Annotated in this window: 13 protein-coding genes and 2 pseudogenes; 8 read left to right on the forward strand and 7 right to left on the reverse strand. The window is 64.9% G+C overall.

From position 1 onward, the window contains the following. Window positions 1-196, forward strand: a 196-nt coding sequence (locus ABZW16_RS40330; RefSeq protein ID WP_354961427.1) for a hypothetical protein, incomplete at its 5' end; no start/stop codon positions are given. A gap of 26 nt (window positions 197-222) precedes the next feature. Here ABZW16_RS40330 and ABZW16_RS40335 read toward each other — a convergent pair. The 4 genes and pseudogenes from ABZW16_RS40335 to ABZW16_RS40350 form a co-directional block, all read right to left on the reverse strand. Next, window positions 223-483: pseudogene (locus ABZW16_RS40335) on the reverse strand (hypothetical protein); the annotation flags it as partial. 383 nt (window positions 484-866) lie between these two features. Next, a complete protein-coding gene (locus tag ABZW16_RS40340; protein ID WP_354961428.1) occupies window positions 867-1,160 on the reverse strand; it encodes a hypothetical protein in 294 nt (97 codons plus the stop codon). Between the two features lie 262 nt (window positions 1,161-1,422). Next, complete coding sequence (locus ABZW16_RS40345; RefSeq protein WP_354961429.1) at window positions 1,423-2,325, reverse strand: PHB depolymerase family esterase; 903 nt, start codon at window positions 2,323-2,325, stop codon at window positions 1,423-1,425. 586 nt (window positions 2,326-2,911) lie between these two features. Then, a pseudogene (locus ABZW16_RS40350) lies at window positions 2,912-3,130 on the reverse strand (FBP domain-containing protein); the annotation flags it as partial. A gap of 29 nt (window positions 3,131-3,159) precedes the next feature. On the opposite strand from ABZW16_RS40350, the gene ABZW16_RS40355 reads away from it, so the two are divergent. Together ABZW16_RS40355 and ABZW16_RS40360 are read left to right on the forward strand one after the other, a co-directional pair. Then, entirely contained in the window at window positions 3,160-3,729 is a 570-nt protein-coding gene (locus ABZW16_RS40355) for a TetR/AcrR family transcriptional regulator (protein ID WP_354961430.1), read from the forward strand. An 88-nt stretch (window positions 3,730-3,817) separates the two neighbouring features. Further along, window positions 3,818-4,996 (forward strand): GDSL-type esterase/lipase family protein, encoded by a 1,179-nt coding sequence (locus ABZW16_RS40360; RefSeq protein ID WP_354961431.1) that lies wholly within the window; start codon window positions 3,818-3,820, stop codon window positions 4,994-4,996. Between the two features lie 884 nt (window positions 4,997-5,880). Here the strand turns inward: ABZW16_RS40360 and ABZW16_RS40365 are convergent. Then, window positions 5,881-6,306 carry a hypothetical protein gene (locus ABZW16_RS40365; RefSeq protein ID WP_354961432.1) on the reverse strand — a complete coding sequence of 142 codons (426 nt, stop codon included), beginning with the start codon at window positions 6,304-6,306 and terminating at the stop codon, window positions 5,881-5,883. Between the two features lie 327 nt (window positions 6,307-6,633). Further along, window positions 6,634-7,437, reverse strand: coding sequence for an alpha/beta hydrolase (locus tag ABZW16_RS40370; protein ID WP_354961433.1), 804 nt, complete (start codon window positions 7,435-7,437; stop codon window positions 6,634-6,636). Between the two features lie 172 nt (window positions 7,438-7,609). Here ABZW16_RS40370 and ABZW16_RS40375 point away from each other — a divergent pair, with 172 nt between their 5' ends. From ABZW16_RS40375 to ABZW16_RS40395, 5 genes are all read left to right on the forward strand, one after another. After that, window positions 7,610-8,890 (forward strand): GAF domain-containing protein, encoded by a 1,281-nt coding sequence (locus ABZW16_RS40375; RefSeq protein WP_354961434.1) that lies wholly within the window; start codon window positions 7,610-7,612, stop codon window positions 8,888-8,890. A 604-nt stretch (window positions 8,891-9,494) separates the two neighbouring features. Then, window positions 9,495-10,457, forward strand: a complete 963-nt coding sequence (locus tag ABZW16_RS40380; RefSeq protein ID WP_354961435.1) for a cytochrome P450 — start codon at window positions 9,495-9,497, stop codon at window positions 10,455-10,457. Window positions 10,458-10,584: 127 nt separating this feature from the next. After that, entirely contained in the window at window positions 10,585-10,848 is a 264-nt protein-coding gene (locus ABZW16_RS40385) for a hypothetical protein (RefSeq protein ID WP_354961436.1), read from the forward strand. Window positions 10,849-11,113: 265 nt separating this feature from the next. Continuing rightward, window positions 11,114-11,485, forward strand: a complete 372-nt coding sequence (locus tag ABZW16_RS40390; RefSeq protein WP_354961439.1) for a DUF202 domain-containing protein — start codon at window positions 11,114-11,116, stop codon at window positions 11,483-11,485. Beyond that, on the forward strand, window positions 11,486-11,803 hold the full coding sequence (locus ABZW16_RS40395; RefSeq protein WP_354961437.1) for a DUF202 domain-containing protein: 318 nt from the start codon (window positions 11,486-11,488) through the stop codon (window positions 11,801-11,803). 211 nt (window positions 11,804-12,014) lie between these two features. On the opposite strand, the gene ABZW16_RS40400 is transcribed toward ABZW16_RS40395, so the two are convergent. Then, a partial coding sequence (locus tag ABZW16_RS40400) for a helix-turn-helix domain-containing protein (RefSeq protein ID WP_354961438.1) occupies window positions 12,015-12,207 on the reverse strand: 193 nt, incomplete at its 5' end.

Below are 12,207 nucleotides of genomic sequence, written 5' to 3' on the forward strand. Positions count from 1 at the left end.
AAACATCCTCGGCCACAACATCATCCAGCACAGCCGAACAAGCTACCGCAGGATCAACCATCCTGCAGCACAACGAAATACAACTGTCGTGCTAGTACTCCAGCCGCAGTTCGTGATGTTGTCCCTGTCTTCGCTGGTAGTGGGCCTGTTTGGCGCGGTGTTGATGTCTTCGCCGCCAGGTCGACCAGCGACGTAGTGATACGAGGTCGGGGATCGGGGTGGTCAGGTGTGCCAGGAGACGCTTGATTTCACCGAGTGTGAGTGGAATGAGGCCGCTGCCAACGCTTTTGGGGAAATAGCGGCGGTGACAGCGAGGTAGGTGTGGGCGAGCATGACCAAGGTGATGTGTCGGTACCAGGCGTCGTAACGGCGGACTTGGTACTGGTCGAGCCCGACTTCTGTTTTGGCGGTCTGGAAGCAGTCCTCGACCGACCAGCGAGCACCGGCGACCCTGATCAGGTCGGTGTCACTCGTGCCGATCGGGCCGCCGCCGGTGACTTCCTCGACATGACGAAGGACCGCCAAGCGTCGACGCACCTCGCGGTCCATGACAGGCTCACTCACCCGAATCTCCCTACGGCTCAGGGGATCCGAGTGTCAAGCATCTCCGTCAGTTTTATGTTGACAATAGGTATTGACCAGGTGATACGAGTTTGATTGATCGAGGTTGGTGGAATTTGAATGTGGGTCAGGTGGTCGCAGGTTCAAATCCTGTCATCCCGACAAAGAAACCCCTTCCGACCAGCATCGGAGGGGGTTTTCTGTTGCCGCGGACACCACCTCCGAACTCACACATCGAGGAGCGCCGCGCAGTGGTGCCTTCAACACAGTGAACCGAAAGATATTGTCCAGACTGGTATGTCGTCCTACAGGCCGTCGATCGCGGTGCCGAGGTCCGCGCCATAGCTGGACCAGCAGAAGATCGGGTCTCCCGGCTGACCCCGGTGGCCCATGTACCACTCGCCATCCTCCATGCAGCGCGCGAGGCACAGACCAGTGAAACCGATGATCAAATCGACTTCCAAGGAGACTGCTTGGTCAGGTTCGGTGGGGTGTAGAAATACCGGGGTGCTGGGATCCAACAACTCCACGGTGCTGTCCTGGGCGCGTTGCCGTACCTCGTCGATGGTCCACCCATCCGGAAGTGTGCCCTTGTTCACCAAGCGATTCTTGCATGAATGCGACGTCCCACTCGTCGTCCGGATCGTCGTGGGTATTCCGGTCGCATAGCGGATCGCAGTGCGGTGATCGGCGGTGAGAGCAGCAAGAGTAGCGGCCCACGCAATCGAGGTAGTGCGGCCCAGCAGCAAGAGGCCACTATCCACGTCACCGTCACCAACATGTGGCTACGGTGATCCGACTTTCGAAACACGGGCTAGTCTCCCATCGCCCCGGGGGACAGGTCGTGCGGGGTTTGAAGCCTCATCGACCGTGGATTGCGTGGGCTTCGAAGAAGTCCCATGCGAGGTCGGTCGCGTTCACCCCGGCACCCGCATCGGAGAGTTCGCCCTGCGCGGCACCCGGCCACGAGTGCCCCATCTCGGGAAGTCGGTAGATCTCGACCGTGCTGCCGTCGGCGCAGGTGGCCGTCGCGACGGTGATGCCATTGGCAAGGTCGTCCCGCGCAACCCCGGGAGCGCAGGCGAGTCGCTCCTGCCACAGTGTGATCCCGGTGTCGAATCGACCGAAGTAGCGGTCCTTGCCGCCGAGGAAGGTGATCACCGATACCGGTGTCGTCGGCTTGTAGGACGGCTGCGCCGCGGCGGAGCCGATGAAACCCCCGCTGACCGCGGCGATGGCGGCGAAGGTGTCGGGTAGTTCCACCGCGAGCTTGAAGGACATATCGCCGCCGTTCGAGATGCCTGCGGCATAGACGCGCTTCGGGTCGGCTTTCCAGGCGTTGATCATTCGGGCGAGGACAGTCTTGACGAAGCCGACATCGTCTTCCGAACCGCAGCAGAGGAAGGCGTTGAATCCGGAAGCATGCCCCTCCGGATAGACGACGAGGAAGTTTTCCTTGTCCGCCTTGGCATTCAAGCCGCTGGTGGTGGCGATCCGCGCCGCGTCACCGGGATAGAAGTGCAGGGCGACCACCAGTGGCAGGGCGGTGCTGCCGTCGTAGCTCGGCGGCGCGTGCACCACATAGGAGCGGGTCTTGCCGCCGAATTCGATGATGATCCGCTGGTCACCCGAGCCCGGCTTGTCGTCCTGTGTAGGGGCGGCGGGAGGGCTCGGCGAGGTCGGTGGCGCGGCGGGGCTCTGACAGGCCGTGGCCGACAGGGCACAACAGGCCACGGCGACGGCGACACTGCGAAGCCAGAACACCGACTCACTATGGCACGAAATCGATGCGCATTTGTGGAGACCGGGAATGTTCGAGAATGGTTGATTGACAACAGATATCGCAGACATGGACCGCGATCGGGCCGACTGTATCGAGCTGGGTGCCCGGGCTCGACGGCAACCGCAGGCGTGAGCGATGCCCAAATTCGCGATCAACTGACTCCCAAATCCGCGACCGAAGCCACAGCGCGATGAATTCGGGGGATTCCAGCATTGGTGTCCTGTGCCGGTGCCCCTGGCGAGTGCCGAACCGTTGACCTGCGGTGCGTCAGGATAAGTGGCAGTTCGAAACCGCTGACCGGCAGCGAAATCCATTGCCTGACCTGCAGTGCGCCAGGTATCTGGCAGGTGCGTAAGGTCAACTGGCACAGGACAATTGGGTTCCTTCTGTTCTCCGGGGGCTATCGGCAGTTCGCGACCACGGCACGCGCGGCAGCGTTAGTCGGCTCGAATCGGTTGAACGTGACGGCTTCCGTACCGCGAATCTGCTTGAACTTCCGACGCGCGGCCACCGCCAGCGGGGTCGGGTCGGAGGCGTCGATGGAGCCCCCGCGCAGTCCTGCGGTAGCGCTTGTTCGGTGACGAGGTAGGCCCGGTCGGTGGCCTGGGGGTCCCGCCAGCCGAGGAAGTCCAGGTCGACCCTCGGCCGCTCGGCCAGGTCACGGGGGACGGACAGGCGCTTCGCCTCACTCTTGGTGCACTTCACGAACGGGCTACGGATCTGTTGCTCAGTCGGTGCCTCCCTGAAAGTCAGGCAAACCTTCCTATATGCTTTAGGAAAGTTCATAAGGACCTTAGGTCAATGGGAAGAAGGTTATGGTTCGAATAGGACTGACCCCGGAGCGCCTGACACGGGCGGGGGCGGAACTCGCCGACGAGGTCGGCTTCGACCAGGTGACCGTCTCAGCGCTCGCCCGGCGGTTCGACGTGAAGACCGCGAGTCTGTATTCGCATGTGAAGAGCTCGCAGGACCTCGAGACCCGGATCGCCCTGTTCGCGCTGGAGGAGCTCGCCGACCGGGTCGCCGACGCCCTGGCCGGCCGGGCGGGCAAGGATGCCTTGGTCGCCTTCGCGGACGCCTACCGCGACTACGCCCGGGAGCACCCCGGGCGCTACGCCGCCACCCGGCTGAGGCTCGACTCCGCGACGGCAGCCGCCAGCGCCGGCGTCCGGCACGCCCAGATGACGCGTGCTCTCCTGCGCGCCTACCACCTGACGGAGCCGGATCAGACGCACGCGGTCCGGATGCTGGGCGGCGCCTTCCACGGCTACATCAGCCTGGAGCTGGCCGGAGGCTTCAGCCACACCGCCGTCGACTCGCAGGAGTCCTGGCTCTGGATGCTGGATTCCCTCGACGCTCTGCTGCGCAACCACAGCACCCCCTGACCGGCGGGCCCACTCCGGAGGCGGTCCGCTGCACCGCGCACCGGCACATCAGAACAACCCGTACACCTCGATCAACAGGCTGGGAACCATGAACACCGAGCACGACTGGACCACCACACCCGTTACCGCGGACATGCTGCGCGGCTTCCTCGACCTGGAGGTGACCGCGCACGGCCTGCTCCCGCACCGGCTGCCCGCTCCGGCGCGCCGGCAGATCCCCGACGAGCAGCTGACCCTGGCGGAGGCCCAGCCGTCCGGCGTGCGGCTGGTCTTCCGTACCAAGGCCACTGCCATCGAGCTGGACACGCTGCCCACCAAGCGGGTCTACCAGGGTTTCCCGGCCCCGGCGGACGGCGTCTACGACCTGCTGGTCGACGGCCGCCTCGCGGCCCAGGCCGCGGTGCCCGGCGGCAACGTCCGCATGATCACCGACATGGTCACCCAGACCTCCGAACTGCACGAGGGGCCCGTCGGCACCGCCCGCTTCACCGGCCTTCCGGCGCGTGATAAGGACATCGAGATCTGGCTCCCGCACACGGAGATCACCGAGCTGATCGCCCTGCGCACCAATGCCGCCGTCGACCCCGCACCGGACCGCGGGCGCAAGGTATGGCTGCACCACGGAAGTTCCATCAGCCACGGCTCCAACGCCGCCCACCCGACCGCCATCTGGCCGGCCCTGGCCGCAGCCCGGGGCGGCGTGGAACTGGTCAACCTCGGATTCGGCGGCAGCGCACTGCTCGACCCGTTCACCGCCCGCGCCATGCGAGACACCCCCGCGGACCTGATCAGCCTGAAGATCGGCATCAACATCGTCAACACCGACGCGATGCGCCTGCGCGCCTTCGCCCCCGCGGTCCACGGGTTCCTCGACACCATCCGCGAGGGGCACCCGACCACGCCGCTCCTGGTCGTCTCGCCCGTCCTGTGCCCGGTCCAGGAGGGCACCCCCGGCCCCCTCATGCCTGACTTCGCCAACGGCACCCTGAAATTCAAGGCGACAGGCGATCCAGCCGAACGCGCCGCAGGACGCCTGACGCTCATCGTCATCCGTGAGGAACTCGCCCGGATCGTCGGACAGCGGGCGGTCGAGGACCCGAACCTGCACTACCTCGACGGCCGTGAACTCTACGGGGAGCAGGACTACGCCGAATTCCCGCTGCCCGACGAGGTCCACCCCGACCCCGCAGGACACCACCGCATCGGCGAGAACTTCGCGCAACTCGCGTTCGGCGACGACGGCCCCTTCGCCACCAAGACCGCCTGACCCGCCACTGCCGCACAGCAGTCCGCCAGCCGGATCGGCGCAGTTCGCTTCGATCCAACGAGTTCAGCGGCGGCGAAAGCACAGTCGCCCGCAAACTGAGGAGCCTTGGCTGCATCGTTCCGCCACGTCGCTCCCAACTGGACCCGCGATGAAGTGATTCTCGCGGGTGATCTCGTCATGGAAAACGGTTGGCGTCAGGTCGAAGATTGCTCAGCGATAATGCGGGGTCGTGGCCATGTGAGGCTGCGACGACATGTGCAGGGATGCCTAGCGCCAGCATTAGGCTGACACTTGTGTTCCGCAGTCCCTTCAGTGGGATGCGGCGAAGACCGGCGCGTTCTCGCAACCGCTGGAACATGTCCGGGCATTGCTCCGGTCGGATCGGCTGTCCCGCTTCGTGATCACGATAATTCGATCGTCGGACCCGGGATTCCCAGCCATGAGCATATCCCTCGTGCAAAGTCGCGTTTGGCGGCGGTCGGCGCCGCGGCGATGCTGGCCGTAGCGATGCGCAAGTCGTGGCAAGTGCTGGCACACAACCTGGGGGTGCCTGACTGACAGGCAAGGCGCCAACATCCGTTCCCTACCTGGCTGCGCTGGCCATGCTCTCCGCTCAGCGCCAGCTCCCGTTGTTGTGGCCGCTGATCGTGATCGCCTACTGGGCAATAGCATTGCTGCCGTCGCTACTGATCCTTGCCCTATCTGTCCGACGGACCACCTGGGCCCAGCGCGTTTGCCGCAAAGTCGTGCGTTTTCTTACTTGCTACGGCCCCATTTCGGCGCGAGTCCTGTTCGCATTCATCGGGATCGCGCTGTGCATTGACGTCCTACTGCGCCACGGCGATCTGTATTCAGTGGCTGACCGGCGAACTGATACGGCGTTCTCATAACAATGTCGTGCAGGTTGTCCTCCAGTGCGGCGGGCGGCTGGGTCGCGCGTGCGCGCGGATGGTCCCACTGCTTTCACCGGCGAGGCCGGTGTCCGCCGGGCAGGCAGACAGGTGGATCAGCCATGGCGCCGCCCCGTGGTATCCGAGAGGTTCGACGTGGCAATCGGTTTTCCAGCCGAACGGCATCAGATGAACCCGTTCACCGCGTTCCTCGAGCCGCTCGGTGAATTCGGTCAGCAGATCCAGGGTGTCCGCGAGTTCTGACAACACATCCAACTTCTCTGGTACACAGCGATTCTCGCCGCATTCCGGCAACAGGACGCAGCCGTTGACGACAATCTGCCCCGCGTCCTCGGCGGCTGCGATGCGTCGAACGATCCTGACGGCCTTCTCCGCCACAGCGTGATCGCCGTGCTCCACACCGACATTCAGTAGCAGACAGTCGAAGAAGGGCTTGCGCACCCCGACAGCCGTCACAGGGAGTTCGACAGCGCACGAGCCCTTCGTTGTCGGCGTGTATTCGAATGTGCGGCAATGGTTACCGAGTAGCCGCACAACCGGCTCCGCTCGGATTTGGCCACACCCATCGATGCGACGCAGCAGCATGGCGCCCACATCGTGGACTATGGCGAATAGTGTTCAGCTCGAACGGGTTCGTCCTCGATTCTGCTTTTCGATCAGCGAGACCGTCGCGCATCGAGGACCCGCGGGCGGTCGCTGTTCCGGGAGCATGCCGATGGTCGAGGTTCACAGGAAATTGCCGAGGACCTCGTTGAACCGTTGCGGTTCTTCGGAAAACGGTGCGTGTCCGCTGTGCTGGAATGGTACGACCTCGGCTTTCGGCAGCCGGGCGGCGAGCCATTCGTCCAGCGGGCCGGGGAAGATCTTGCTCCGGACGCCGTAGGTCAGCAGCGCCGGCACCCGGACCTCGGGCAGCGCCGACCGCAGATCGGCGTAAGCCATGTCGTACCAGATGGCCTTTGCGGCACCCGTCGACATTTTCGTGGTTTCAGCGTAGATCGCGTCGATCACTTCATCGGACGGCGTATCGGCGAAGCAGTCCGCGATGAACGGTTTGATCACCGACGGGCGGGCATGTTCGAGGCCCTGCACGAATGCGGCGAGAGCGCTGGTGCTGTAGCTGCCCTGCAGCGGAAAGTCCCAGCCGACGGCGTCGAGGAATCGCGGGGATTGGTCGACGAAGGCGACCGATCGCAACCGGTCGCAGCCGAACTGCCGGATGTAGGAGAGGATCACCCCGGTACCCATCGACCAGCCGACCAGGCACACCTCGTCGATCGCGAGATGATCAAGTAGATACCTGATGTCGCGGGCGTACTGGGCCAGCGTGTGGCCCGCGTCGGTCTTCCCGGAGGCGCCGTGTCCCCGAAGATCGGGTGTGACCACCCGGTTACCCGCCGCCAGCGCCGGCACGTTCTGTTGCCAGAAGACGCCGTTCATAGTCCAGCCATGAATCAGCACCGCCGCACGACCGGAACCCTGATCGTCGTAGAACAACGGAACCCCGTCGGGCAGTTCGAGATACGGCATGTCCACCTCCTGTGAGATACGGCACTCACGGAAACTGTCCAACGCCGAGGCCGCCCCGGCCAACAGCATTGCGGGGGGTTGCGGGAACGCTGCACGAGTATTTGAAAAGGGTTGTCCATAGATGGCCTGCCTCGTAGCGTGGTCCGACCGGATCGATGGCTGGATCAGAACGATGGATGATGTGGATCAGAAGCAGTTGATGGAGGCCCGTGGCGACGTGTTGGCCGGTGGCCTGGCACGGCGGGTGCGCAGTGATGTGCGTGCGTCGTGGGACCGTGCCCAGCGCGTCGGGCTGCATCCGGATCGCCATCTCCCGCAGGTCGTGATGGGAGACGACGAGGTCCGGCACCGGCAAGTGACGGGACATCTGGCAGCGGTATGGCCGGTGATGATGTCCGTTCTGGGTGGCGCAGCCGCTGAACCGGGTCATCTGCTGTTCGTCGGTGATGCGGATGGTCATCTGCTGTGGGTCCGCGGCGACAGCGCGGCCTGCCGCGCCGCCGAACGCGCCCACCTCGTCGCAGGCGCCGGCTGGAGTGAGGTGGCAGCCGGCACCAACGGCGTCGGAACTGCACTGGCGCTGCGCAAACCCTTCCAGGTCCACGGTGCCGAGCACTATCTGTCCGTCGCGGTGGACTACACCTGCACAGCGGCGCCGATCCGAGACCCGGCCACCGGAGCGCTCGTCGGTGTCGTCGACGTCACCTGCCCACGCCACCGCACTCGTTCGCTGGCGTTGCCGCTCGTGGCGGCTGCCGCTCGACTCGCCGAAGCGAGCCTCGCCGAGCACCGCCGGCGCTGCGACTCTGAAATCCGCGCCCGCTATCTCGACCGAGTGCTGCGCCGCTGCGGAGGGCGAGCTGCTCTGGTGACCGCAGACGGCCGCGTCGTCCACGCCGAACCGGCGGACTGGATCACCTCGTCTTGGTCGCAGGAACTCAGCGAAGGAGCGACGACCCTCCCGGACGGACGGCGCATCATTGTCGAACGGCTGGCGCCGAACGGCCCGTTCGCGGTGTACTCCTCGCAGCACGACGACACCCTCGCGCGCGTCACGGTTCTGGGCCGCAAGTTCGCTTCCATCACCATCGATGGGGTCAATCGGCAACTCAGTTTGCGGCACAGTGAGATCGTGGTGTTACTGCTCGCACATCCGGACGGGTTGACGGCAGAAGAGCTTGCCCGCGAAATCTACGGTGCCACAGGCAAGCCCGGCACCATCCGCGCCGAACTGACCCGACTGCGCGCGCTGCTCGGATATCGGCTGGTCGCCAACCCGTACCGGCTGATCGCCACCACCGCCGACTTCCTCGACCTCGAACATATACCCACCGCCGAGCGCAGTATCCACTCTTCCAGCGACCCCGAAGGACCACTGCTCCTACCGAACTCCCGAGCACGCGGAATTATGCGCCTACGGAACCGTCTCCTCCGGCCGGCAACCACGCTTTAAACGCAACTTCGAAGCCGCACGGGCTCCTCCGCCTGTCCCTCATCGCTGGTTTCCTCGACTGCACCCGGGTGCCGCAGCCGGCCTGAGCCAATGGCATAGGCAAAACAACCACCTATACCTACCTGCACGAAGACATCGACGCGCTCGCCGCCCAACGCCGGACCTGGGCGAAAGCATTGCAGGGTGCACACCTCGCTGGCCATGAGCACGTGAGCGCCCTACCCGACTGGCTCATCCGGGCACAACCATTGACCACAGCGCAGCCCTCACACCGACACACCGGCTTTGAGGACGCGCCCTAGTGCGGTGGAAGGCCGGATCTCGTAGGTCTCGTCGGCTCCGATATGGCGGTCGGCAGCATGCCACGTCGAAATACGGCAGGATGCGTTGCGTGATAGAGGTTTTCGGTACCGACTTCGCTGCTCGTCCATGGCCGGTATTGCACCGTCTGCGTGACGAAGGCGGCGTTCATCGTGTCCGCACGCCCGATGGTCCCGCGGCTTGGTTGGTGACCCGCTATGGCGATGTCCGGGCGGGGCTGGCGGATAGCCGGTTCGCAGTGGCGGATCGGTACTCGAATGGTGAGGATTACCAGGGGTTTCCGGTGCCGACGCCGCTGAATACCCTGCAGAACGCGAATGCCGCCGATCATCTTCGGGTCCGCCGCACCATCACCGCTGAGTTCTCGCCGCGCCGATTGGCCCAGTGGACTCAGTGTGCGCCTGAGTCTGTCGATAACCTCATAGCTTCGCTGAGCGGTGGCGAGGTCGATCTGGTCACCGAGTTCGCGGTGCCGCTACCCGCCGCGATATTGGGGCAACTGCTCGGCCTTGGAGATTCCGAGCGGGAAACGCTACTCGGATGGGCGAATTCGACCCTTGTGCCTGCTGACGGCGACGCCCCCCGCGCACGAGACACGCTCGCGACAATGCGCGCAATCATCGAGGCCACGATCGACCACGCGCACTCCGGACCGACCGATACGGTGCTCGCGAGATTTGTCGCAGGCTACGACGAATCGAGTTCCCAGAGGCGCGACGAACTCGTCGCGCTGCTGTTCTACATGTTGTTCGTCTGGTACGAGGTTCTTGTCGATCTCATCTCCGGCGCTGTGTTGACCTTGCTCTGCCATCCCGAGGAACTGCGTGTTTTCCGGGCTGATGCACAACGACAACTGGCGGCCGTCGACGAGCTTCTTCGTTACCTCTCGCCGCAGGTGTTGGCGGGGCCGCGGTTCGCCACTGTCGACGTACAGATCGGTGACCACACAATCCGTGCTGGACAGACTGTGCTTTTTTGCCTTGCCGGCGCCAACCACGACCCTGACCATTACGACGATCCAGAGCGCCTCGATTTGGCCAAACCTCGCAGTCCGCACACGGCGCTGGGGTATGGCATTCACGCCTGCTTGGGTACTGCCCTGGTGCGGACCGTCGCGGCCACAACACTGGACCGCCTGTTCACCCGTTGGCCGGACACCGTGCTGGCTGTGCCCGAAGATGAGATCCGCTGGCGATCCGGATTCCGCCACCGCGGACCGTACGCGCTACCCCTCGTGCTCGCATAACAGAACCCGAGCGTGATCGACCATCCAGACACTCTGCAGGTGGGCAGGAGACAGTGATCGGCCGCGGCATGAACCGTCGATCTCGAAGATGAGTGGCGATGGCTTTGCGGGCGCCGGGTGAGGCCTGTTGAAAGAAGCTGCGGGAGGCGGCCCGCCACAGCAGCTCGGCTGCGAGGTCGGTGTTGCCCGCGGTGTGGACCTGTGCGGCGATGTCGATCAGTTCGAATATCCGACCTTCGGGGTCGTATCGGCCGAATGCGATGACTTCCTGTACGTTGGCGAGCCGCGCTCGTTCGATTGGTCCCAATGCGCCGAGGTTTGCTCGATCGACCAGGTCCTGGGCTTCGCAGCGCGCGCCGGTTTCGATGGCGAGTTCGGCGGCGTGCAGTAACAGCGCGGTGGTGCGGTCCGGGCTCTCGGAGAGTTCGGCTGCTCGGTGTAACGCGCTGACGGCGGCCATCGTCGCACCCCGGGCCCGGGACCGCCCGGCGTAATCTTCGAGTAGTGCCGCGATGGTGTCGTCGGCTCCGAGCGTTGCCGCGGCCCGGTGCAAGAGTTGCTTGTCGGGGAAGTCGGCAAGTACGCCGGCCAGGGTGGTGTGGGCGCCGAGTCGTTTGGCCAAACCTCGCTGATGGAGGCGACGCTGGCGATGAACGATATCGTCGCCTCGGCACTGCGACGGGAATCGGTGGTTCCGCTCTGGGGAGGACCCGGACCCGCGCTTCACCCTCGCGAACGAGCGCACCTACCTTGCCTGGATGCGGACCGCAACAGCATTCGTTGCATGCGGCGTCGGGTTGGAGGCCTTTGGTGGCGACCTGCTCGCGCCGGCGATTCGTGCAATGTTGGCCGCCATGCTGCTGGTTACCGGCGGCGTAAGCGCGGTTGCCTCGTTCGCGCATTGGATCAGCGCGGAGCGAGCGCTGCGGACGGGCCGCACCCTGCCGGCGCCGGTGATGGCACCAGTTGTCGGTGTGGTCCTCGTCATCTGTGCCACCGTCCTGGTCGTAACAGTGGTGAACTCCTGAATGGGCGCTGTCCAGGTGACCGACAGCGGACTCCAGCCCGAGCGCACCTCGCTGTCCTTCGTTCGTACCAGCCTGTCGATACTCGGGTTGGCCGCGGCGTGCCTGCGTTGGCTTCCGTCGAGCGGTTTCGTGGCCCTTGTGGGCCCGGCGATCGCCGGCTCGCTCGTCGTCGTCGGCCTCTATGAGCAGCGCACACGGTCGGTCCGGATGACGCGTTTTGCCGACGAGTACGCCGCGCCTGCGGTGGGCGCCGGAGCCGGCTTGGCCGTGAGTGTCGTCCTGCTGAGCCTCAGTGGACTGTGGGTTCTGATGCGGTGAGGCCAGGTGCGGCGGCGGGTTCGCCTGCGCCCTAGAGGTTCTGTCTCGGGGCCTTCGACGACCCGGTCCGCTGGGCCGGTGGGCGGTGCCCTGCCCGATCCGCGCCGACGACATCCAGCACCGGAAGATGGTCTCGCGGCGTAAATCCGTAGCGCCGCAATGTGTATCACCAATCTTCGTTCGCGAGACACAGGGGCGGGTTGCCCGGAATCTAGTGCGTCTGGTTCGCGGCTGTCGATTCCTGGAAGTCGACGAGTGCTTCTCCGTGCGCCTGCGCCCACTCCGTCAGCATCGCTATCGGCTCCTGGAGCGTCCGGCCGAGCGGGGTCAGGCTGTATTCCACCCGCGGGGGCGCTTCGGCGTACCGCTGTCGATCGATGAGGCCGTTGCTCTGCAGGCGGCGC

The sequence above is a fragment of the Nocardia sp. NPDC004604 genome (assembly GCF_040609795.1).
Classification (GTDB): domain Bacteria; phylum Actinomycetota; class Actinomycetes; order Mycobacteriales; family Mycobacteriaceae; genus Nocardia.